Annotated in this window: 18 protein-coding genes; 10 read left to right on the top strand and 8 right to left on the bottom strand. The window is 70.4% G+C overall.

Annotated features, from left to right (window positions below):
• Positions 1-140 precede the first annotated feature (140 nt).
• From AC3AGO_RS00550 to kce, 4 genes are all read left to right on the top strand, one after another.
• The gene (locus AC3AGO_RS00550; RefSeq protein ID WP_487818059.1) at positions 141-1,205 is read left to right on the top strand and encodes a LacI family DNA-binding transcriptional regulator; all 1,065 of its coding nucleotides are present in this window, start codon (positions 141-143) and stop codon (positions 1,203-1,205) included.
• A 78-nt stretch (positions 1,206-1,283) separates the two neighbouring features.
• On the top strand, positions 1,284-2,603 hold the full coding sequence (locus AC3AGO_RS00545) for an MFS transporter (RefSeq protein ID WP_487818058.1): 1,320 nt from the start codon (positions 1,284-1,286) through the stop codon (positions 2,601-2,603).
• A 29-nt stretch (positions 2,604-2,632) separates the two neighbouring features.
• Positions 2,633-3,397, top strand: coding sequence for an SDR family oxidoreductase (locus AC3AGO_RS00540; RefSeq protein WP_487818057.1), 765 nt, complete (start codon positions 2,633-2,635; stop codon positions 3,395-3,397).
• Positions 3,398-3,473: 76 nt separating this feature from the next.
• Positions 3,474-4,409 carry a 3,5-dioxohexanoate:acetyl-CoA acetone transferase gene (kce, locus tag AC3AGO_RS00535; RefSeq protein ID WP_487818056.1) on the top strand — a complete coding sequence of 312 codons (936 nt, stop codon included), beginning with the start codon at positions 3,474-3,476 and terminating at the stop codon, positions 4,407-4,409.
• Positions 4,410-4,472: 63 nt separating this feature from the next.
• Here kce and AC3AGO_RS00530 read toward each other — a convergent pair whose 3' ends face one another.
• The 4 genes from AC3AGO_RS00530 to AC3AGO_RS00515 form a co-directional block, all read right to left on the bottom strand.
• Positions 4,473-4,991 carry a DUF6083 domain-containing protein gene (locus AC3AGO_RS00530; protein ID WP_487818055.1) on the bottom strand — a complete coding sequence of 173 codons (519 nt, stop codon included), beginning with the start codon at positions 4,989-4,991 and terminating at the stop codon, positions 4,473-4,475.
• Positions 4,992-5,300: 309 nt separating this feature from the next.
• Positions 5,301-6,824, bottom strand: coding sequence for an amidohydrolase family protein (locus AC3AGO_RS00525; RefSeq protein ID WP_487818054.1), 1,524 nt, complete (start codon positions 6,822-6,824; stop codon positions 5,301-5,303).
• Between the two features lie 192 nt (positions 6,825-7,016).
• A complete protein-coding gene (locus AC3AGO_RS00520) occupies positions 7,017-7,235 on the bottom strand; it encodes a hypothetical protein (protein ID WP_487818053.1) in 219 nt (72 codons plus the stop codon).
• Positions 7,236-7,473: 238 nt separating this feature from the next.
• Positions 7,474-8,595 carry an NADH:flavin oxidoreductase gene (locus tag AC3AGO_RS00515; protein WP_487818052.1) on the bottom strand — a complete coding sequence of 374 codons (1,122 nt, stop codon included), beginning with the start codon at positions 8,593-8,595 and terminating at the stop codon, positions 7,474-7,476.
• Between the two features lie 397 nt (positions 8,596-8,992).
• Between AC3AGO_RS00515 and AC3AGO_RS00510 the strand changes: the two genes are divergently transcribed.
• Positions 8,993-9,580, top strand: a complete 588-nt coding sequence (locus AC3AGO_RS00510) for a DUF1648 domain-containing protein (RefSeq protein ID WP_487818051.1) — start codon at positions 8,993-8,995, stop codon at positions 9,578-9,580.
• Positions 9,581-9,715: 135 nt separating this feature from the next.
• On the opposite strand, the gene AC3AGO_RS00505 is transcribed toward AC3AGO_RS00510, so the two are convergent.
• The gene (locus tag AC3AGO_RS00505) at positions 9,716-10,654 is read right to left on the bottom strand and encodes a sigma-70 family RNA polymerase sigma factor (RefSeq protein ID WP_487818050.1); all 939 of its coding nucleotides are present in this window, start codon (positions 10,652-10,654) and stop codon (positions 9,716-9,718) included.
• A 24-nt stretch (positions 10,655-10,678) separates the two neighbouring features.
• The gene (locus tag AC3AGO_RS00500; RefSeq protein ID WP_487818049.1) at positions 10,679-11,869 is read right to left on the bottom strand and encodes an NAD(P)/FAD-dependent oxidoreductase; all 1,191 of its coding nucleotides are present in this window, start codon (positions 11,867-11,869) and stop codon (positions 10,679-10,681) included.
• A gap of 362 nt (positions 11,870-12,231) precedes the next feature.
• Between AC3AGO_RS00500 and AC3AGO_RS00495 the strand changes: the two genes are divergently transcribed.
• Positions 12,232-13,695, top strand: coding sequence for a flavin-containing monooxygenase (locus tag AC3AGO_RS00495; protein ID WP_487818048.1), 1,464 nt, complete (start codon positions 12,232-12,234; stop codon positions 13,693-13,695).
• A gap of 73 nt (positions 13,696-13,768) precedes the next feature.
• Here the strand turns inward: AC3AGO_RS00495 and AC3AGO_RS00490 are convergent, their stop codons facing one another.
• Positions 13,769-14,569 (bottom strand): heparin lyase I family protein, encoded by an 801-nt coding sequence (locus AC3AGO_RS00490; RefSeq protein ID WP_487818047.1) that lies wholly within the window; start codon positions 14,567-14,569, stop codon positions 13,769-13,771.
• 639 nt (positions 14,570-15,208) lie between these two features.
• Between AC3AGO_RS00490 and AC3AGO_RS00485 the strand changes: the two genes are divergently transcribed.
• Both AC3AGO_RS00485 and AC3AGO_RS00480 read left to right on the top strand, forming a co-directional pair.
• Entirely contained in the window at positions 15,209-15,820 is a 612-nt protein-coding gene (locus tag AC3AGO_RS00485) for a hypothetical protein (protein WP_487818046.1), read from the top strand.
• A gap of 235 nt (positions 15,821-16,055) precedes the next feature.
• Entirely contained in the window at positions 16,056-18,038 is a 1,983-nt protein-coding gene (locus AC3AGO_RS00480) for a rhamnogalacturonan lyase (protein WP_487818045.1), read from the top strand.
• Positions 18,039-18,197: 159 nt separating this feature from the next.
• On the opposite strand, the gene AC3AGO_RS00475 is transcribed toward AC3AGO_RS00480, so the two are convergent.
• Positions 18,198-18,590: a hypothetical protein gene (locus tag AC3AGO_RS00475; protein WP_487818044.1), complete on the bottom strand. Its 393-nt coding sequence runs from the start codon at positions 18,588-18,590 to the stop codon at positions 18,198-18,200.
• Positions 18,591-19,493: 903 nt separating this feature from the next.
• Here AC3AGO_RS00475 and AC3AGO_RS00470 point away from each other — a divergent pair.
• A complete protein-coding gene (locus AC3AGO_RS00470) occupies positions 19,494-20,987 on the top strand; it encodes a xanthine dehydrogenase small subunit (RefSeq protein ID WP_487818043.1) in 1,494 nt (497 codons plus the stop codon).
• A complete protein-coding gene (xdhB, locus tag AC3AGO_RS00465; protein ID WP_487818042.1) occupies positions 20,984-23,383 on the top strand; it encodes a xanthine dehydrogenase molybdopterin binding subunit in 2,400 nt (799 codons plus the stop codon). Before AC3AGO_RS00470 ends, xdhB begins: the two co-directional genes overlap by 4 nt.
• Position 23,384: the final 1 nt, after the last annotated feature.

Genomic DNA, 23,384 nt, shown 5'->3' with positions numbered 1-23,384 from the left:
GGGCCCCTGCGAGAGGGCAGCGGGGGAGCGGAGCCGAATCCGCCCCGTACTTATCGTTGCTTAACGTTTTCGCGCCGCTTTACTGTCCAGGCTGATCAGTTCGGCTCGTGATCCACGCAACAGTCAAAGGGGACTCGACGGTGGGCAGCGCGACCAAGGTCCGGCGCGGGGCGCCGGCAGGGCGGGGGCGGATATCGGCGGCTGCGGTCGCCCGCGCGGCGGGCGTGTCCACCGCCGCCGTCTCGTACGTGATGAACGGCAAGGGCGGCGTCGCTCCCGACACCCGACGGCACATCATCGCTGTCGCGAATGAGCTGGGCTTCCGGCCGCCGTCCGGCGGCATGGCCGCCGAGGCGAACCGCACCCGCGTCATCGGCCTCGTCCAGCCCAACATCGTCAACCCGACCTATCCGTGCTTTGCCCAGGGCGTCATCTCCGCGGGCACGGAGAGCGGTTACGAGGTCTTCGTCGCCACCACACAGGACGATCCCCGCACGCTCGAACAGGTCGCCGCGGCGCTCGTCGCCCGCAACGTCGACGGCGTCATCCTCACCGCCGCATTTCGTGAAGACGCCTCCGCGCTGCGCACCCTGCGGACGGCCCGCATCCCGTACGTCTGCCTGTCCCGCAAGTCCCTGTTCCTGGAGGGCGACTTCGTCGGCATCGACGACGAGGGAGCGGCAACGCAGGTCATGCAGCACGTTCTGACGCATGGTCACACGCGCGTCGCGACCGTCGTCGGGCCGCGCTTCTCCACCGCCTCGCTGGCGCGGGAGCAGGCCTTCGTCCGTACCGCCGCCGCGTACGGCATCGACATCAGCGGCGACCGCAAGATCAGCACCCAGCTCGACAGCGACGGCGGACGCCGCGCCGCGGAACGGCTGTTCACCGCGGACGAGCCGCCCACGGCCGTGGTCTGCGGAAGCGACGAGATGGCCATCGGCGTCATGGAGTACGCGGTGGCCCACGGCATCCGCGTGCCCGAGGACGTGGCCGTCACGGGCTGCGACGGTACCCCGCACAATCTGTCCGGCCTGATCAGCCTGACCACCATCGTGCAGCCGCACGACGAGATGGCCCGCGGCGCCTTCCGCCTTCTCCTGGAACGGCTGGCCGACCCCGCGGGCAGGCACCGCTCGCTCATCTGCGAGCACCGGCTGCACCTCGGCCGCACCTGCGGCTGCGTGCAGCCCACCGCACGCTAAACGCTCGTAAAGCACCTAACGCAGCATCAGGCCCCTTGATTCCAGCTGTCGTTGAGACCACCCACCCGAGGAACAGGCATGACCATGACACCACCTTCCGGCGCGACAATGCGGTCGCCCGGAGAGCTCAACCGGGTCATCTTCCGCAAACTGATGCCCATACTCATCGCCGCCTACGTGATGAGCTTCCTGGACCGCACCAACATCGGTGTCGCCAAGGAACGCCTGGAGATCGACCTCGGCATCTCCGCGACGGCGTACGGCATCGGGGCGGGCCTCTTCTTCGTCACGTACGCGCTCACCGAGATCCCCTCGAACCTCATCCTGCACCGCGTCGGCGCCCGCTTCTGGATCACCCGCATCATGGTGACCTGGGGCCTGATCTGTGCCGCCATGGCTCTCGTTCAGGGCGAGTGGTCGTTCTACGCGATGCGCATGCTGCTCGGCGTGGCGGAAGCGGGACTCTTCCCCGGCGTCATGTACTACCTCACCCGCTGGTTCCCCCGTGAGGACCGCGCCCGCGCCAACGGCGTGTTCCTGCTGGGTGTTTCGTTCGCGAGCATCGCCGGACCGCCGCTGGGCGGAGCGCTCCTCGGCCTCGACGGACTCGGCGGACTGCACGGCTGGCAGTGGATGTTCATCGTCGAGGGGCTGCCCGCCTGTCTGCTCGCGATCGTCGTCTGGAAGACCCTGCCCGACCGCCCCAGCGACGCCTCCTTCCTCACCGCCGAAGAGGCAGCGGACCTCGAACACCGCATCCGCACCGAAGAGGAAGCCGGCGCCGCCGCCTCGGGCACCCACGGCATGCGCGGCATCTGGAAGGACCCGCAGATGCTCCTCGTGGTCGCCGTCTACTTCACCCAACAGGTCGCCGTATACGCCCTCTCCTACTTCCTGCCGTCCATCATCGGCACCTACGGCAGCCTCACACCCTTGCAGATCGGCCTGCTCACCTCGCTGCCCTGGGTGTTCGCCGGACTCGGCGCCTACCTCGTACCGCGCTGGGCGACGAACGGCACGGCGTCCCGCCGCCTCGTCGGCGCCACCCTCGCCGGGGTCTGCATCGGCTTCGCCCTGGGCGCGATGTCCGGACCCGTCGTCGGACTGACCGGCTTCTGCCTCGGCGCGTTCTGCTTCTTCGCCATGCAGCCGATCCTGTTCACCTTCCCCGCGTCCCGGCTCAGCGGCGCGACCCTCGCGGGCGGCATCGCCTTCGTCAACATGATCGGCCTGCTCGGCGGCTTCATCGGCCCGTACGTCATGGGCGCCGTCGAGGACGCCACCGGCAGCAAACTCGCCGGCCTGTGGGGCGTCGCCGCGCTCTGCGCCTGCGGCGCGGTCCTCTCCCTCTTCCTCAAGTACGGCGACACCCGTGCCGCCGTCCCCGCGAACCGCTGAACCGACGTACTGAACAGGAGCACGGACAAATGGACTTCACCGGCAGCCGAGTGCTGGTCACCGCCGGCGCCAACGGCATCGGACGGGCCATCGCCGCCACCTTCGCCGACCACGGCGCCCGCGTCATGGTCACCGACGTCGACGAGGCCGCCGTACGCGACGCCAAGGACGCCGGCCTGCACGCCCGCGTCTCCGACGCCTCCGACGAGAACTCCGTCCAGGAGCTGATGACGGCCGTCGCCTCCGAACTCGGCGGCCTCGACATCCTGGTCAACAACGCCGGCGTCGCCGGACCGACCGGACCGGTCGACACCCTCGAACTCGACGCCTGGACCCGTACGTTCGACGTCAACATCCACAGCCAGTTCCTCGCCGTCAAACACGCGCTGCCGCTGCTGCGCCGCGGTACGGACGCGTCCGTCGTGAACCTCTCCTCCGCGGCCGGCCGCCTCGGCATGGCCGGACGCAGCGCGTACTCGGCCTCCAAATGGGCCGTCGTCGGCTTCACCAAGACCCTCGCCATCGAACTCGGCCCCGAAGGCATCCGCGCCAACGCCCTCTGCCCCGGCGCCGTCGACGGCCCCCGCATCCGCTCCGTCATCGCCGCCAAGGCCGACATGCTCGGCCGGCCCGTCGAGGAGATCGAAGCGCTCTACAACGACCAGTCCTCCCTGCGCCGCATGGTCACCGCGCAGGACATCGCCAACATGGCCGTCTTCGCCGCCAGTTCCCTCGCCAAGAACGTCAACGGGCAGGTCCTGGCCGTCGACGGCAACACCGAGAAGTTGTACTGAGCGGGTCCGCCCCTCTTCTGCTCGCCGCCCGCTTTCCGCATCCCGTACGCCCCTCCGCACCGGCAAGGAGCCGTCCGTGTCCGCCGACCGCCGCAAGGTCATCATCACCAGCGCCGTCACCGGAGCCATCCACACCCCGTCCATGTCCGAACACCTCCCGGTGTCCCCGGACGAGATCGCCGAAGCCGCTCTCGGCGCCGCCGAAGCCGGCGCCGCCATCGTCCACATGCACGCCCGCGACCCCCGCGACGGCCGCCCCTCCCAGGCCCCCGAGCACTTCGTACCGATCCTGGAGCGGCTCAAGTCCGGCACCGACGCCGTCGTCAACATCACCACCGGCGGCTCCCCGCACATGACCGTCGAGGAACGGATGCGGCCCGCCGCCGTCTTCCAGCCCGAACTGGCCTCGCTCAACATGGGCTCGATGAACTTCGGCCTCTTCCCTATGCTGGAACGCTTCACCGAGTTCCAGCACGACTGGGAACGCGAAGCCCTGGAGAAGAGCCGCGACCTCGTCTTCAAGAACACCTTCGCCGACATCGAGACGATCCTCACCACCGGCGAACAGCACGGCACCCGCTTCGAGTTCGAGTGCTACGACATCTCCCACCTCAACAACCTCGCGCACTTCCACGCCCGCGGACTCGCCCGCGGCCCGCTGTTCGTACAGTCGGTGTTCGGACTCCTCGGCGGCATCGGCGCCCACCCCGAAGACCTCCTGCACATGCGGCGCACCGCGGACCGGCTGCTCGGCGACGCGTACGAATGGTCGATCCTCGGCGCAGGCAAGCACCAGATGCCCCTCGCCACGATCGGCGCCGCCATGGGGTCCCATGTACGGGTGGGCCTCGAAGACTCCCTCTGGATCGGCCCCGGCGAACTCGCCAAGACCAACGCCGAGCAGGTCACCCGCGTCCGCACCATCCTCGAAGCCCTCAACTTCGACATCGCCACCCCGGACGAGGCCCGCACCATGCTCTCCCTCAAGGGCCGCGAAAACGTGGGCTTCTGACGGGGTGTCGGCGGGGGTGGGGGCTCCCGGAACGTGCCGGGACGGCATTCGGCCGCCGTGCTCTCAGCCGGCTTCGCCCGGAGGCATGCCAGGAGGGTGCTCGCGGCTGTGGCGGCGTTCGTTCTCCTGCTGCAACGAGACGAGCAGGCCCGGTGCCCTGGTGGGCAGCGGCGCGGTGCAGGGGCATACGAGCGCGTGGGGGACGCGGCAGTGCTTGTCGGCGGGAACGGCATCGTCGCCGGCATTGACGGCGATGCCGTCGTCTCCGACGTACCAGCGCTGCCCGGCAGCGAGGATGTGAGCGGCGTGGGCGGGCAGATGGATGCGGGGTTCCAGGAGCACCCACCGTCCGTAACCGGTCTCGTACCGGTCCTGGAGCATCTCGCATTCACGGCAGCGTGGTTCGGCCGGGGGAGGTGGCGCCGTGGCACCCTCGCGGAGCGCTTGGCCGTTGGCGGACCATTCCTGCTCGCCGGCCGAGCAGGGGGAGCAGAGCGGCCCGAAGGGATAGCCGCGGAAGGTGACGCCGGCACCTTGCGTGCCGCACTTGAGGCACTGATCCGAGCTGTGGGTGTCCCCCATGGGACGAGAATCGGACCGGACGTGGGTTCCCGGGTAGGGCGCAGACCGGTCGCGTCGGTTGTGCGGGAAGGTCAGGGCGGGGCCCGTGACGGCCCGTCAGGCGCCTCTGTGCGCGGGGGCGCCTGGCGTGCTGGCCTGTAGGCGATGGCCTGGCGGCGCGCGCAGGGGCATGGGGCGTGCCGGTTGCGATGCGAGTGACGGGCCACTCGATGCCTGTACTGGCGACCGCGTCATGACCCGTGCACCACCGCACGGCGTCCCCATCGCAGGGGATCTCTGCGCATCCCTCTCAGGTACTACGAAGGACGGTCAGGGCGTGAACGGGGCGGGGACGGCGAGGCGTTCGCGTTCGGCGGCGACCTGTTCGCGTACGTCGGCGCGGAGTTGCCGCGCGTCGAAGACGATGCCGTCCTTGATGGTGCGCCGTACGCCGCCGACGCGGGCGAGAGTGCCGTCGGGCTGCATGCGCAGGTGGCCGTGCCCGTAGAGGACCTTGAGGTTGGCGAGGGGGTTCTCGTCGATGACCAACAGGTCGGCGGTCTTGCCCGGTTCGAGGGTGCCGGTGTTCTTCAGGCCCAGCAGCCGCGCTCCGTGGGAGGTGGCGCACTGCACGATCTCCAGGGGGTGCAGCCCCGCCTCGCGGAGCAGTTCCAGTTCCTCGATGAGCCCGAACCCGTAGAGGTTGTAGATGAATCCGGCGTCCGAGCCGGTGGTGAGGAGTCCGCCGCGCAGGTAGAAGTCGCGGACGAACGTCATCCACAGCCGGTAGTTCTCCTTCCAGGCGACCTCTTCCTCGGTGCCCCAGTCGTAGAAGAACGAGCCGTGGCTGACGGGGTCGGGCTGGAAGAACTGCCAGGACTGCGGGGCCGAGTAGTCGCGGTGGTACTCGCGGCCGCGGGCGCGCGCGGCGTCCCGCGAGGCGACGTACACGACGAGTGTGGGGTCGATGGCGGTGCCGAGGGAGACGAGTTCGTCGACGGTCTCCTCCCACATGCGGCTGCCCGGTTCGGCGGCCTCCCGCCACAGCCGGCCCAGCCAGGCGAACCGGTCGTGTTCGTCGTTGTAGTTGTAGTCGCCGGGGAAGCGCTGGACGCGGCGGTCGGTGAACATCGCCTCGGGCAGCCCGTAGCCGTGCTCGATGCTGCCCAGGCCCCAGCGGGCCGTGGTGAGGGCGTTGACGCGGGCGACGTCGGAGGGGGCGTGGTGGCAGGCGCTGCCGAGGCCCAGCCGGTTCGCCTCGGCGAGTCCCGCCTCGAAGATGTCCGGCGGCGCGCCGAAGAACTTGATGCCGCGGGCGCCCAGTTCGGCCTGTTCGGACACCCACTGCTGCGCGTCGCGCGGCGTACGGAAGGGCTCGCCGCGGCCCGCGCCGAACGCGGCGTAGGGCACGATTCGCGGCGCGGTGATCGCGTTCGCCGCAGCCCGCCCGGCCTCGCGCACGGTGAAGGTGACGCCGTTGCCGAGGCAGCCGGGCTCGCGTACGGAGGTGATGCCGTGGCCCAGCCACAGCCGGTAGTGGTAGTCGGCGTCCGGGCCCTGTTCGGCGGCACCGATGTGCGCGTGCGCGTCGACGAGGCCCGGCATCACGTACTGCCCGTGCAGATCGAGGACTTCGGCGTCGCCGTCTGTCCGCTGCCCCGTCTGCGTCATGTCGGTGTTGCGGCCCGCGGAGACGATCGCGGAGATCTTCCCGCCCTCGACGACGACGTCGGCGGGCCCGTACGGCGGGGCGCCCGTACCGTCGATGACGTTGACGCCGCGCAGCACGAGCCGACGGTACGGGCCGCGGCCCGCACTGCCGTCCGAACCTGCCGCGGTGGGGGTGAACTGCATACTGCTGCCTCGCACTTCTGGTCGGGCCCCGGCGCGGGCGGCGCGTCCTCCGGGGCGCGCAGCGGACATGCGCGCGGGGCGTTCATATCCGGTGATCCCTGCCGGCAACACTTTCAGCCCTCCCAAAAACGCACCACCGCGCCCCGCCCGGAGAGGGCGGGACGCGGCAGTGTGGGGAGGGGCGGGGCGGCGTCAGCTGCCGAGGTTGTTGTGCACGCCGTTGCCGCGCAGGACCGGCACCTGGTCGAGGGTCTTGCCCACCAGCGGCACGTCGCTCTTCGGGCCCTTGTCGTCCTGCGTGTGGGCGGTCGCGTCGGTCCGTTCTGCGGCGGACGCCTGCGGCGCGGTCATGGCGACGGCGCCGACGAGAGAGGCGGCGACTCCGGCGGTGGAGAGGATCTGCTTCAGCACGGTGTGTCCTTCTCGGGTACGGAAATCCGGACGTGGTCACCGTGTCCAACTCGCGGATCGCCGAGGGGTTGCCGAAATTCACCTGTACGCCGCAGTGGTCCGGCGAGGCCCGTCAGGCCGCTGGACAGGCCGCAGGAGCCCAACGGGGCTCCGTACGCCCGCCGTTCGGCACCTGCGGGGGTGCTGCCGTGCGAACGACGGCAGCACCCCCGAGGGGCACCTCAGTTCAGGGAACTGTTCAGCTGAGCGAGCCCAGCATCGCCGCGTCGAACGGTACGAGGTCGCCGGTGCGGCCCGCGAAGACCTTCGCCGCCCACTCCGGGTCGGCGATCAGGGCACGGCCGATGGCGACGAGGTCGAACTCGTCGCGCTCCATCCGCTCCAGCAGCCGCTCGATGCCGGTCACCGCGGACTTCTCGCCCTTGAACGCGCTGATGAACTCGTTGTCCAGGCCGACCGAACCGACCGTGATGGACGGCTTGCCCGTCAGCTTCTTGATCCAGCCGCTGAGGTTGAGGTCGGAGTCCTCGAACTCCGGCTCCCAGTAACGCCGCGTCGAACCGTGGAAGACGTCCACACCGGCCGCCGCGAGCGGCGCCAGCACGCCCTCCAGCTCCTGCGGCGAATCGGCCAGCCGCGCCTGGTAGTTGCCCATCTTCCACTGCGAGGTGCGGAACACGATGGGGAAGTCCTCGGAGACGGCGCCGCGGCAGGCGGCCACGATCTCGGCGGCGAAACGGGTACGGGCGGTGAGGTCGCCGCCGTAGCCGTCCGTACGCCGGTTCGTGCCCTCCCACAGGAACTGGTCCACCAAGTAGCCGTGCGCGCCGTGCAGTTCGATTCCGTCGAAGCCGATGCGCTCCGCCTCGCCCGCGGCACGGGCGAAGGCCTCCACCACGTCGTCGAGATCCTGCTGCGTCATCGTGTGCCCGGCGGGCGTGCCGTCGAGGGCGAGACCCGAGGGGCCGGACGGCGGCGCGTCCGGGAACGGCGGGGCGCCGGCCTCGCGGGCCATCCCCACATGCCACAGCTGCGGCATGATCGTGCCGCCCTGCGCGTGCACGGCCTGCACGACCTTCTCCCAGCCGGCCAGCGGCTCCGCACCGTGGAAGCGCGGCACCCGGTCGCTGGTGCCCGCGGACGGATGGTCGACGTACGTACCCTCCGTGATGATCAGGCCGACACCGCCGGCGGCACGCCGCGCGTAGTAGTCCGCGACATCGGCGCCGGGCACGCCGCCGGGGGAGAACTCGCGGGTCATCGGCGCCATGGCGATCCGGTTCGGCACGCTGAGGCTGCCCAGCGAGAACGGACGGGAGAGCACCTGCGCCGCACGCGCGGCAGGATCGCTGGATATCACGGGAGAGCTCCTGGGGGGTGAGAAAAGAGTCGTGAGGAAAGTGCGTTCCGCCTTGCGCAACGCAAGATCCGCTCTCCGTCATCCGGCCCCGGACTGTGTCCCCGGCCACACAGCCTGCTCGTACGCCCCGTCCGCCACATCCGCAGCGCTCGGCCCCCGGCGGAGGCGGGGGAGTACGGGGAGCCCCGTCAGAACCTGACGGCCCGTCAAGCCGCCCGGACGCCGGGGCAGGGCGCACTCGCGTGCCCGCACTGCCCCGCCCCGTCCCGTACATCCCTTCGGTTGCGACCCCCGCCTGTGCCCGGTGCGGCGCGGCTGATAGGGACGGGTGCACGCCCGTCGCTCCTGCGCGGTCGGCCGGGCGGTGACGAGGTGCGTGTGGTGCGGGAGGAGTGCGATGGAGTACGGCGGGGACAGAACGGCCCGGCAGACAACGGAACCGTCCCCGTACCCCTGGTGGTGGCTGACGCCCAGTCTGACCCTGCTCGGGCTGCTCGCCGCGTGGGGTGCGGCCGCCTATCCGCGGCTGCCGGACCGCGTACCGCAGCACTTGGGGCCGGACGGAGTGGACGCGTACGCGGCGAAGTCCATCGGCTCCGTGTTCGCGCCGGTGTTCGTGTACGCCGGCGTCGTGCTGCTGATGGCCGGTGTGGCGGCCGCCTTGTTGCGGGTGCGTCCGCAGAGCGAACTCGCCCCCGGTGAAGCCAAGACCAAACTGGTGAACCGTCCCGCCACCCGTACCGGCGGGGCCCGCGTCGCGAAAGCGAGCCTCTTCCTCGCCCTCTGCGTCGGCGTCACCGTCGGCGGCGCGTGCGGCGTCATGTGGCAGACCGGCCCCTGGCAGGACCCGCCGGAGTGGGCGTTCATCGTTCTCGCGTCCCCTTCGCTGCTGGGCGTGCTGCCCCTCCTCGTCGTCGCCCTCTGGGACCAACGCCCCGCGTCCGCCCGCCGCACCCCGGAACGGTTCCCCACCCAGCGCGGATGACTGCCGCACCCCCGCCGCACATCCCAAACCGCCGCCGACACGCGGCTGTTGAGGTTCTCCGACCCGGACGGCGTCAACTCTGCAAGGTGAACCGGGTTTTGGGTCCGGACGTTTCGTGTTGTCCGGCGGCCCCGGTCACCAGGCGTCGATGACCGGTGCGTCGGGTTCGTGCTGTTGCCAGGCCTCGTTGAGGCGCGTGAGCCGGTTCGCGGCGGCGATGCCGCGCAGGGACGCGACCCTGCCGTCGCCGACTTCGAACACGACAGTGCCCACGACCCGGCCGTCGACCACGGCAAGGACGGCCGGAGAGCCGTTGACCAGCGCGATATGCAACGCGGGCGAGCCGCCGGCCAGCCGCCGCTTCGCCGGCGTGGGCTTGAAGCCGGCCCGCACGAAGGAGGCGACCCGCTCGCGCGTCTCGAACCGCAACAGCCGCCTGCCCAGCCCGGCACCGTCCGAGACCGCCGTCACGTCCTCGGTGAGCAGCGCCACCAGCCGTTCGGTGCGCCCCGACGTGGCGGCGGCGAGGAACTCCTCCACGACCCGGCGCGCGGACGCGGGATCGGCCTCGCCATGGCGACGGCGCTCGGCGGCGACCCGGACCCGGGCCCGGTGGACATGCTGCTGACTCGCGGACTCGGTGACGTCGAGGATCCCGGCGATCTCGGCGTGGCTGTACGAGAAGGCCTCACGCAGGACGTAAGCGGCCCGCTCCACCGGTGACAGGCGCTCCAGGAGGGCCAGTACGGCCAAGGACACCGATTCGCGCTGCTCGAACGTGTCGGCCGGACCCAGCATCGGGTCGCCCTCGAGGAGCGGCTCGGGCAGCCAGGCACCGGCCGTACGCTCGTGGCGCGCCTGCGCCGAACGGAGCCGGTCGAGGCAGATGTTGGTGGCGACCTTGGTCAGCCACGCTTCCGGCACCTCGACCAGTTCGCGGCCTGCGGCCTGCCAGCGCAGGAACGTGTCCTGTACGGCGTCCTCGGCGTCGGCGGCCGAGCCGAGCAGACGGTACGCGAGCGAGGTCAGCCGTCCCCGGCTGGCCTCGAACCGGTCGACGGCTGCGCTGTCCATGCGGAACAACCTACGCGGCGCCACCTAGGCGACGACCCTCGTGCCGGCCCGGTCGGGCACGGTGGCCAGACGGCGCCTGCGCTTCGGCATGCCGAAGGTCGGGTGGACGATGCCCCACCCGGCGGCCTTGAGCACGCCCGACTTGAGCCGCGCGGCGCTCCGGCCGCCCAGATACCAGGACTTCGCCCGGACATCCCCGTCCACCATCTGGAAGATCGCGTCCCGGCGCCCGAGGCTGATGTGGTTGCCGTGATACTTCAGCCCGGTGGCCGGAACCTCACTGCCTGTCAGACGCGCGATGATCGCGGCGGTCGCCTGCATGTTGGTGTAACCGGCCGAGGCACAGGACATCGGCAGCGGCCGGCCGTTCTCGCCGATCGCGTAGGCGCAGTCACCGGCGGCGTAGACGTCCGGGTGCGAGACCGAGCGCATGGTGCGGTCGACGACGATCTGGCCGGTCCCGGCAACTTCCAGGCCACTGGCGGCCGCTATGGGGTGCACGGCGAACCCGGCCGCCCACACCGTCACATCGGCCGGAACGGACGTACCGTCGGCGGCGATCGCCCGTTCCGGCTCGACGCCTTCGATGCCGGTGTGCTCGTGGACGGTGATGCCGAGCCGGTCGAAGGCCTGGCGCAGGTGACGGCGGGCCTTCGGGGAGAGCCAGGCGCCCAGGTCGCCGCGCGCCGCGAGCGCGACCGAGAGGTCGGGCCGGGACTCGGCGAACTCGGTGGCGGTCTCGATGCCGGTCAGCCCCTCACCGACGACCAACACGGTGCCTCCCTCGCCCAGTTGGGCCAGACGCTCGCGCAGACGCAGCGCCGAGGACCGGCCGGTCACGTCGAACGCGTACTCGGCCACACCGGGAACGCCTTGGTGAGCCACGGAGCTGCCGAGCGTGTAGAGAAGAGTGTCGTACGCGAGCTCGTCCTCGCCGTCCTCTCCGGTGACAGCGACAGTCCTGCGGTCGGGGTCGACGCCGGTGACGCGCGCCAGGCGCAGCCGCACCCCGGTGCCCGCGAACACGTCGGCGAGCTTGCGGAACGCGAGGTCCTGGCCGATCGCGAGTTGGTGGAGCCGCATCCGCTCGACGAAGTCGGGCACGGCGTTGACGACAGTGATCTCGGTATCGGCGGGGGAGAGCCGGCGGGCCAGATTCCCGGCGGCGAAGGCCCCGGCGTATCCGGCGCCGAGTACGACGATGCGGTGCTTCATGGCGTTGCTCCCATCTCGTTCACGTGCACTTCGAACGAGACGGCGTCCCGATTGCTGACAGGAGTCGAATGTGACGTGGGTCACCGGGGCGGGGTGAGTGCTGAGCCCCCTGAACGGCTGCCGCGCGCGAAGGGCGCCGCTTCTGCGGCCTGGCCCCCTTTCCGTACCGGCAGCACCCCTCCGTACCGGTGGTTCGCTTGCGTACCGGTGCCGTCCCGGTGACACCCGGGCCGTCGGATCCTCGTGAACTCGCCGCCACGGTGGTAGACATCCCGGGAGCCGTCACCGTGCAGCGGGGCCGCAGACCTGCGACGTCGCCGGGTGCTGGGTGCGGCCGGAAGCTCGTCGGAGGAGGAGGGCGGATGAAGGTCGTCATCGTGGGCGCCGGATTCGGCGGCATCGCCGCCGCGGTCGAACTGGCCCGGCACGGCTTCGACGACGTGACCCTGCTGGAGGCGGCGCCCCAGGCGGGCGGCACCTGGCACTACAACCGCTATCCGGGCGCGGCCTGCGACGTGCCCAGCCACCTGTACTCGTACTCCTACGCACAGCGGACCGACTGGCCCCGGCTGTGCTCGGAGCAGCCGGAGATCCTGGAGTATCTGCACGGCGTCGCGGGCGACTTCGGCATCGACAAGCAAATCGTCACCGGCACCACCGTCACCGCCTGCCACTGGGACGACGACACCTGCCGCTGGAACGTCCACACCGAGGACCAGGCCGGAACCCGCGACGTGTGGCAGGCAGACGCACTGGTGGCGGCCACCGGCCAGCTCAACCAGCCGGCCCTGCCCCGTATCGAGGGGCTCGACCGCTTCGCCGGACACAGCTTCCACTCCGCACGCTGGGACCACGACTACGCCCTCGACGGCAAACGCGTCGCGGTCATCGGCACGGGCGCCAGCGCCGTCCAGTTCGTTCCCGAAATCGCCTCCCGCACCGGCCCGTTGACCATCTTCCAACGCACCGGAAACTGGTTCCTGCCACGCAGCAACCGCCCCTACCCGCCCGCACTCACCGCGCTGCTGCGCCGCGTACCAGCCCTGCAACGGCTCCGCCGCCGCTGCCTGTTCCACTACGCGGAGGCCATCACCGCCGCCATCCGCCGCCCCGAGACTGTCGGCCGGCTCGTCCGGCTGCGCGCCGCCGGGTTCATGCGCCGGCAGCTGCGCGACCCCGAAGTGCGCCGCAAGGCGTGGCCGGACTACACCTTCGGCTGCAAACGGGTGCTGTTCAGCTCCTCCTACCTGCCCGCGCTCCAGCGGGAGAACGTGGAACTGGTCACCGACCCCATCGCGCGGATGACCCCGGAGGGACCGGAGACGGCCGACGGCCGGGTGCACGAGGTGGACTGCGTCATCTACGGAACGGGCTTCCGCGCGGGCGACTTCATGTTCCCGATGGAGATCACCGGCAGCGGCGGCCGCTCCCTGCGGGAGACCTGGTCGGCCGGACCGCGTGCCCATCTGGGCATCACGGTGGCCGGGTTCCCCTCGATGTTCCTCATGTACGGGCCGAACACGAACACCTCGGGCGGCTCGATCCTGCACTTCCTGGAGGCGCAGGCGGGCTACCTGCGCCAGGCCCTGCAGCACGTCCACGGCAGCGGTGCAGCGGCCCTCGACGTACGCCCGGAGGTGGAGGCCGCCGACGACCGGGAGGTGCAGGCCCGCTTCGCCGGCACCGCATGGACGCGCTGCGACTCCTGGTACCGCGACGACACAGGCCGCATCATCGCCAACTGGCCCGGCTACATGGCCGAATACGCGGCCCGCACACGCACCCTGAACCCCGCCGACTTCCGCCTGGTCCACCGCGAGGGCTGATGCCCCGGCGGGCGGGTATCGCCGTACGGGGGCGGGCACCGACCACGGCAACCGCCCCCCCGTACGGCGCGGGTCAGTCGACGTCGGCGCGGGTGGTGCCCATCTTCAGCCCGTCGAGCCAGTTGATGGAGGCGGTGCTGTCATCGGTGCCCCAATAGGTGCCCCAGCGCGGCTTGTTGCCCTTGTCGTCCCAGGTGCGGGCGTCGTCGCGGGAGGCGATCCGCTTGCCGTCCAGGTAGACGGACAGGCTGCCGGATGAGCCTGAACTGGTCGCGATGCCCAGCTGGACCGAGTGCCACTGCCCGGCCGACCACGGAGCGGTGCCGATCGGAATCCACTCCTCTCCCGGGGCCACGTACCAGACCTTGAGCTTTCCGTCCTCGACCTTCATCAGGACCGGGTAGTTCTGGCTGTGTTCGTCGTTGGCGCCGTTGGACTTCCACTGGAAGACGGTCTGCGCGTCGCCCGTTTTGGTCATCGAATCCCAGCCGAACCAGTACGTCTTGCCGTCGGCGAAGGGGTACTCCCCGCCGCCGGTCTTGACGTTGTGGGCCTCGCAGCGCGGCACGCCGATGGGCTTGTTGAACTTGAAGATCTTGCCGCGGGAGGTGCCCCAGTCGTCGACGGTGACGCCGCCGGGAGCGTCGCACAGGGTGGTACCGAAGACGCCCAGGCCGTGCGAGGCGTCGCCGTCCCACAGCAGTGAACGGGCGCCGGCGGAGGCGGTGTTGCTGTGAGGCCGGCTGAGGGAGGGGGACGCGGCATGGGAGTGGGACGAGGGAGCGGTGGCGCCCAGCGAGGACGTGGCACCCACGGCGATCGCGCACACGACGGCGGCGCCGGCGGGTATGAGGTACTTGGGCAGGCGAGACAACGAGACCTCCTGGACAGGTGGGGGGTGGGGGAACGATCAGACAGGCCCCGGTGTCGTGATGCGGCGAGGTCCCGGCCTGATGTCGCTGTCGTCGGGTCGGCCGTCACTCTAGATCGCCCCTCCGGCGCCCGCGCAACGCGAGCACCGAAGATTGGTGCATCCTCCGGCCGCGGAGGCCTCCCTTCGCTGCATCCGACAACTCTCCTGACGCGAAAGGCCGTTAGGACGGCCCCGACAAGGGGGTGTTGTGGCGTTCAATTCGGTTCACCACGGCCCTTGGCCGGGCCGGGCGGCCACTGTGGACCCGCGCCGAACTTCCGCTTGGGCCGCCGCGGGCCGCGATCAGGCGCGTCGCCGCGAACGCCAACAGCCGCAGCACCGCGCCGAACCGCGGCGCATGAAGTCCAGGGCCCGCGTGCACGCGTCGGCCCGCCCACCGCGTGACCGTCCCGCCGGAGCCGGCGGTGTGCTCCAGCCCCATGTCGACAGCCCTGTGTCGACCGCCCCGTGTCGGCGGCGAACGCGCAGCGCACCGCATTAGCCGTTCGTTAGCGCTGGTTAGTGGAACGTCAAGGCGATCTTGGAAGCTGGTTCTCGTCCGGGAGCGAAACCGAGAGATCAGAGCAACGGGAGAACTTGATGAACACCGCCACCCCCCGCCTCCATGGCCGCGCAGGCCGCCGCCTCGCCACCGCCCTCGTCGCCGCCGCGGCACTGGGCCTGGGGGCCACGGCCTGCGGGCCGGGCTCCGACTCGGCGGGCGCCGCCGGCTCCTCGGAATCCTCGCCCTCGGCCGGTTCGCAAAGCTCCTCGGCCGCGCCCGAGGCAACGAACGACTCCTCGGAGAACGCCGGTTCGCAGGACCAGGGCAGCAGTGAGCCCACCGCCGACAGCAAGCCCGCGGCCGACAGCACCTCCACGCCCGACGGGAGCGGCGTGGCCAACGCGGGCAACCACCGGGTGATCGTGGGCAAGCTGGAGTACCTGGCCCCCGGCAAGCTGATCGTCAAGCCCGAGGACGGCGGCATGGACCAGGCGTTCTTCGTCGCCAACGCCACGACGATCCTCGGCGCGGCCGCGATCTGCTCCGACGACAGCGGCAGCGTGTCCCTCGGCGACGACGGCTACGGCACCGCGAAGTGCACCGTGGAGGAGCTGGAGCAGGCCGCGAAGAAGAAGAGCGTGACCGTCCGCGTCACCATGAGCGACAAGTCCGGTGCCGAGACGGTCGAGGAGAAGTACCACCCGTAAGCACCCCTCCCTCCCATACGCCGCGCGCCCGGCCGGGCCTTCCGCCCCGCCGGGCGCGCGGCGTTGTCGCGTCAGCCGGCGGAGGGCCACCCCGCCGCAGCACCACGGCAACAGCCCACAGTCCACGCCGAGTTGATGACGCACGTGTCTTGACCCGGGGCCAGGGGGATGGAAGTGTCTCGCTCCGCATCAGTTGGAACGATTCACATCCTTCGATTCCCCCGAGGTGGCAGTCGTGACCCCTGCTCGAAGACGAACCCCGGCCGGTGCGCCCGCCGCGTACCGAAAAGCCGTCATCGGTACGGGACTTGTCGCCGCGGCGGCACTCGTGGCCACCGCGGCCCCGCCCCACAACCTCGCAGCGGAGCCTGCCGCGGCGGCCACGCCGGCGGCCGGCCAACCCGTACGGCAGATGGAGAAGCTGGACCGCGCCCCGGTGGCCGTCGCCCGTGAGGGCGGGGTCTATCTGGGGTGGCGGATGCTCGGACTGGACCCGGAGACGGTGGGCTTCACCGTCTACCGGGACGGCCGGAAGATCACCGACAAGCCGCTGACCGGCAGCACCAACTTCCTTGACAAGAGCGGCACCAGGGACTCGGTGTACCGCATCGCCACTGTCCTCGACGGCCGCGAGAAGGAACGTACGCGGGAGTTCCGCGTACAGGCGGAGCAGGCGCGCGACATCCCGCTGGACAAGCCCGCCGGGGGCGTCACCCCGGACGGCAAGAAGTACACGTACAGGGCGAACGACGCGAGCGTCGGCGACGTCGACGGTGACGGCAGCTACGAGCTCATCCAGAAGTGGGACCCGACCAACTCGCAGGACAACTCGCGTACGGGCTACACCGGCAACGTGTACGTGGACGCCTACCGGATGGACGGCACCCGGCTGTGGCGCATCGACCTGGGGCGCAACATCCGCGCCGGCGCCCACTACACACAGATGCTGGTCTACGACGCCGACTCGGACGGCAAGGCCGAGGTCGCGATGAAGACGGCCGACGGCACCGTGGACGGCACCGGCCGGACCCTGGGTGACGCCGACGCGGACCATCGGGACGCCAACGGCCGCGTTCTGAAGGGCAAGGAGACCCTCACCGTCTTCAACGGGCGGACCGGCAAGGCGGTCGACACCATCGACTACGCACCCGGCCGCGGGAACGTGTGCGACTGGGGCGACTGCGACGGCAACCGCAGCGACCGCTTCCTCGCCTCCGTCGCCTACCTCGACGGCCGGCACCCCAGCCTCGTCTTCAGCCGCGGCTACTACACCCGCTCGGTCCTCGTCGCCTACGACTTCGACGGGGAACACCTCAAGAAGCGCTGGACCTTCGACTCCGACAAGGCCGGCGCGGACTACGCCGGGCAGGGCAACCACCAGACCTCGGTGGCCGACGTCGACGGCGACGGCAAGGACGAGATCGTCTACGGATCGATGGCGGTGGACGACGACGGCGGCCCGCTCTACAGCACCAAGCTCGGGCACGGCGACGCGCTGCACGTCAGCGATCTCGACCCGTCCCGTCCCGGGCAGGAAGTGTTCGCCACCCACGAGGACATGAAGAGCAGCGGCAACCGCGGCGCCACGTTCCGGGACGCGGCCAGCGGTCGCGTGCTGCACTCGATGCCCTCCGAACGCGACACCGGCCGCGGCGCGGCCGGCGACATCGACCCCCGGCATCCGGGAGCCGAATCGTGGGCCGTGACCAAGACCGGCGCATGGAACTCGAAGGCGGGTGAACTGCGCGCCGCCGACGGCACATTGATCAGCAACAGCATCCCGTCGGCCAACCACATGATCTGGTGGGACGCCGATCCGCTGCGCGAGATCCTCGACCACGATTACAGCGAGGACAGCGACATCAGCCACCCCTACATCGCCAAGTGGGACTGGAAGCAGCACACCCAGAGCAAAATCCTTCAGCCCCAGGACGCCCAGACCAACAACGGTACGAAGGGCAACCCCGTCCTCCAGGCCGACCTGGCCGGCGACTGGCGCGAAGAGGCCCTCTACCGTTCCGCCGACAGCACGAAACTGCGCCTGTACACCACCACCGACACCACAACGCACCGCCTGCGTACGTTGATGCACGACCCGCAGTACCGCCTCGGTGTCGCCTGGCAGAACGTCGCCTACAACCAGCCCCCGCACCCCTCCTTCCACCTCGGCGACGGCATGCGGCAGCCCGCCCCGCCCCGTATCAGATACACCAACTGACCGCAGGGCATGCGGTGTTGCCGCCCCTGCGCGGCGCCCGGGGGAAGGGCGACCGGGACGACGGCCCCGGCTCTCAGGAGCCGGGGCCGTACGGTGTCCGCGGGCGGGGGCGGGGCGTTCCGGCCAGGGGTACGAGGTGAGGGTGGCCGGGCGGGGCGGTCAGGCGGCCGCGTGCAGGATCTTTTCGGGGCGCCGGGCGTGACGCGAGCGCGGCAGCCCGTCGACAAGTTCACCGCGGGAGAAGACGGCGAGGGCAGTGGCCGGCCGGGACGTGCGGTTGCGGAGGGTGAAGAGCTCACCGCGCGGCACCATGACGCAGATGCCGGGCGTCACCCGCGTGGCGCCGCGGCACGGCCCACCCACATCGAGCGTGCCGTCGACACCGGTGAGGACCACTTCGGAATCTCCGTAGGAGTGCGCCTCGATGCCGGTTTCCGGAAGGAGCTGGATCCGGGCTGTCACGAGGTCCGACAGCGGGGCGCCTTGCGGATCGATGCGTACGACGGGCATGTCACCGCGTACGTACTGGGTGCCGATGTTGATCGGGATCACGGAGTCCTCCTCCGGGGCGTGCAGAGCTTCAGGGGGGTATGGCGCGTGGCGCGGAAGAGGCCGTACCCCGGGGCTTCGGACGGGGACGGCCCGTATCGAGGGCGACCGTTTCGCGCGCATGGCTGCATTCAACCGATCCGCACTCCGGCTCAACCAGAGGAGAAAGTCCCGGACACGGCTCTTTCCGTGGCGATGAGGCCCTCACGAGCCGGCGGTCAGGCCCGGAGACCCAGCCTGCGCAAGCTGTCAGAACGCGGCCTCGCAAGCCGCGCCAACTCGCCGCCGGACGCCCAACTCGCCACCGGACAACGGGGGATGTGGACCCGGATGTCGCGGCGGCGAGGCCGCTTGTTTCTTCACTGCGGCCTCGTGTGCCGGAGGCATCAGGCAGGGACGTGTGGCGGGCCCACAGCGACGACGCATTTCCCGTGGGAAATCTTTTCGCCGTATCTACTTGTGTGATTGGTCAATCGTTTCCGAGGTAACCGGCCGCATCGCTGTAGCTTCCTCCGAAGAGTTGCCGGTCTTCGCAGGTCGTCTTGACGGTGGGTCCGCGGCTGCCTAGGTTCGGGCGGACCAACTCATGAGCTGCTGCCGAAGGAGGCGAAGTCGGATGTCCAGCCTCTCCGACCTGAATCGCCTTGTGCAGCAGACCGCCTGGGTGCCGGGCCGCGTCGCACACGGCTGCTGACGCGTAGCCCACGGCTGCTGAGCAGCCCCTTGCCGGCGTGCCCGATCGTGGCCCCGGCGCTTTCCTGCCTCTGTTATTGCCTGCGGCGCGTCGCCGCGCGCTGATTCATGCCCCGGATTCTCGGATTCTCAGGCCGCTTCACCGAAATAGAAAGCCCTTGAAATGGCGAACAGGATAGTCAGAACGACCGCGCAACGGAATGAGGATGTGGCATGGTAGCCGCGCGGATCACGGTCAACGGGAAAGAGGCACCGATTTCCCCGTCCGCACCGCACACAACGGTCCTGGATTTCCTGCGTGAGCGTGGCCTCACCGGGACGAAGGAAGGCTGCGCCGAGGGCGAATGCGGCGCGTGTTCGGTCATGGTGGCCCGTCCCGGGGTGGACAAGCCCACCGACTGGGTGCCGGTCAACGCCTGTCTGGTCCCGGTCGCGGCCCTCGACGGCCAGGAGGTCGTCACCTCCGAGGGGATCGCCACCGCCGGCGCACCCGGCACGCCGCCCACGCTGCATCCGGTGCAGGAGGAGATGGCGGTCCGCGGCGGCTCCCAATGCGGTTACTGCACACCGGGGTTCATCTGCAGCATGGCCGCCGAGTACTACCGTCCCGACCGCTGCGCGCACGCCGATTCGGGCGGCAGCACCGACTCCGGCAGCCCCGACTCGGGCGGCGTCGACTCGGAGCACGGCCCGAACGGTTTCGATCTGCACGCGCTGAGTGGCAACCTGTGCCGCTGCACCGGCTACCGCCCCATTCGCGATGCCGCGTTCGCCGTCGGTACGCCCACCGACGACGACCCGCTGGCGCAGCGTCGCGAGCAGTCTCCGCCCGAACCGGTCGCCACCGAATACGCCCAGGACGGCAGCACGTTCCTGCGCCCCACCACCCTGGCCGAAACGCTGCGGCTGCTGCGCGAGCGGCCCGACGCGATGGTGGTCGCGGGCAGTACCGACTGGGGCGTGGAGGTCAACATCCGTTCCCGCAGGGCGGATTGCGTGGTCGCCGTCGACCGGCTTCCCGAAATGCGGGAGCTGCGCGTCGAATCCGACCACGTCGAGATCGGGGCCGCGCTGACGCTCACCGAGATCGAACGCCGCCTCGACGGCGGCGTCCCGCTGCTTGCGGAGCTGTTCCCGCAGTTCGCGTCCCGGCTCATCCGCAACGGTGCGACCCTCGGCGGCAACCTGGGCACGGGTTCGCCCATCGGTGACAGCCCGCCGGTGCTGCTCGCACTGGAGGCGTCGGTGGTCCTCGCCGACGCCGACGGCGAGCGCGAGGTCCCCCTCGCCGACTACTTCACCGGTTACCGGCAAAGTGTGCGCAGGGCGGGCGAGTTGATCCGCGCGGTGCGCATCCCGCTGCCGCAGTCGCCGGTCGTGGCCTTCCACAAGATCGCCAAGCGGCGCTTCGACGACATTTCCAGCGTGGCGGTCGCCGTCGCGCTCGACATCGAGGACGGGATCGTCCGCAAGGCACGTATCGGCCTGGGCGGCGTGGCCGCCACCCCGATCCGCGCCCTCGCCGCCGAGGCGGTCCTGGAGGGCAACCCGTGGGCTTCGGAGACCGTCGAGTACGCGGCGCAGGTGCTGCAGGCGCAGGGCACGCCGATGGACGACCATCGCGCCAGCGCCGGCTACCGCTCGGCGATGCTCGGCCAGAGCCTGCTGAAGCTGTACGCACAGACCAACGAGGCGGTGCCGTCATGAGCCAACTGTCCCAGCGTCCCGAAAAGCCTCTCGTCGGCGTCTCGATGCCGCACGAGAGCGCGTCCCTGCACGTCACGGGCACCGCGCTCTACACCGACGACCTGGTGTACCGCACCAAGGACGTACTGCACGCCCACCCCGTCCAGGTCATGAAGGCCCACGGCAGGATCACCGCGCTGCACACCGAGGAGGCGCTCGCCGTACCGGGCGTGGTCCGCGTACTGACGGGCGCCGACGTGCCCGGCATCAACGATGCAGGGATGAAGCACGACGAACCGCTGTTCCCCGACGAGGTCATGTTCCACGGCCACGCGGTCGCCTGGGTACTCGGCGAGACCCTGGAGGCGGCCCGGCTCGGTGCGGCGGCCGTACAGGTGGAACTCGACGAACAGCCCGCAGTGCTCACGCTGAAGGAAGCGATCGCGGCGGGCAGTTTCCACGGCGCCCGGCCGCAGATGCTGACCGGCGACATCGACGCCGGCTTCGCCGACTCCGCGCACGTGTTCACCGGCGAGTTCCAGTTCTCCGGCCAGGAGCACTTCTACCTCGAAACCCATGCGGCGCTCGCCCACATCGACGAGAACGGGCAGGTGTTCGTCCAGAGCAGCACCCAGCACCCCTCCGAGACGCAGGAGATCGTCGCGCACGTGCTGGGGGTGGCCAGCCACGAGGTGACCGCGCAGTGCCTGCGGATGGGCGGCGGCTTCGGCGGCAAGGAGATGCAGCCGCACGGCTTCGCCGCCATCGCCGCACTCGGCGCGAAGCTCACCGGACGGCCTGTACGGCTGCGGCTCAACCGCACGCAGGACCTGACCATGTCCGGCAAGCGCCACGGATTCCACGCCGAATGGAAGATCGGCTTCGACGCCGAAGGCCGTATCCAGGCCCTGGACGCCACCCTGACCGCGGACGGCGGCTGGAGCCTCGACCTGTCCGAACCGGTCCTGGCCCGCGCGCTGTGCCACATCGACAACACCTTCTGGATCCCCAACGCGCGCGTCGCCGGCCGCATCGCCAAGACCAACTCGGTCTCCAACACCGCCTTCCGCGGCTTCGGCGGACCGCAGGGCATGCTGGTGATCGAGGACATCATGGGCCGGTGCGCGCCACTGCTCGGCCTGGACGCGATGGAGCTGCGCGAGCGCAACTTCTACCGGCAGGGCCAGGCCACGCCGTACGGTCAGCCCGTAGCCCACCCCGAGCGGATCTCCGCGGTCTGGGAGCAGGTCAAGGAGGACGGCGGCATCGCCGACCGCCGGCGCGAGATCGCGGCCTTCAACGCCACGCACCCGCACACCAAACGCGGACTCGCCCTCACAGGAGTCAAGTTCGGCATCTCGTTCAACCTCACCGCCTTCAACCAGGGCGGCGCGCTGGTGCTGATCTACAAGGACGGCTCGGTCCTCATCAACCACGGCGGCACCGAGATGGGCCAGGGCCTGCACACCAAGATGCTGCAGGTGGCCGCGACCACGCTGGGTATCCCGCTGCACAAGGTACGGCTGGCTCCCACACGTACCGACAAGGTGCCCAACACCTCGGCCACCGCGGCCAGTTCCGGCTCGGACCTCAACGGTGGGGCGATCAAGAACGCCTGCGAGCAGCTGCGCGAGCGACTGTTGCAGGTGGCCGGCACCCAGCTGGGTGCGAACGCCTCGGATGTCCGCATCACCGGGGGCGTCGCCCGCGCCCTCGGCAACGACACGGAGCTGGCCTGGGACGACCTGGTGCGCACCGCGTACTTCCAGCGGGTCCAGCTCTCGGCGGCCGGCTTCTACCGGACCGAGGGCCTGCACTGGGACGCGAAGACCTTCCACGGCACCCCGTTCAAGTACTTCGCCTACGGCGCCGCCGCGACCGAGGTCGAGGTGGACGGCTTCACCGGCGCGTACCGCATCCGGCGCGTGGACATCGTGCACGATGTCGGCGACAGCCTGTCCCCGATGATCGACCTCGGTCAGGTCGAGGGCGGCTTCGTGCAGGGCGCCGGCTGGCTGACGCTGGAGGACCTGCGCTGGGACACCGGCGACGGACCGAACCGCGGCCGGCTGCTGACCCAGGCCGCGAGCACCTACAAGCTGCCGAGCTTTTCGGAGATGCCCGAGGAGTTCAACGTCACCCTGCTGGAGAACGCCACCGAGGAGGGCGCGGTCTACGGGGCCAAGGCGGTGGGCGAACCTCCGCTGATGCTGGCCTTCTCGGTACGGGAAGCGCTGCGGCAGGCCGCCGCCGCCTTCGGGCCCGCCGGAGTCAGCGTGGATCTCGCCTCGCCCGCGACCCCGGAGGCCGTGTACTGGGCGGTCGAAGCAGCCCGCGGCAGCGAGGCGCGGCACAACGGCCACGCCCGCAACGGCAGCGAGGTCACCACCGGCACAAGTGCTCTGAGTAATGCCTGAC

It is taken from the genome of Streptomyces sp. BL1 (assembly GCF_057628045.1).
The sequence above is the reverse complement of the archived record's forward strand: the minus strand, read 5'-3'. Positions and strand labels throughout refer to the sequence as shown.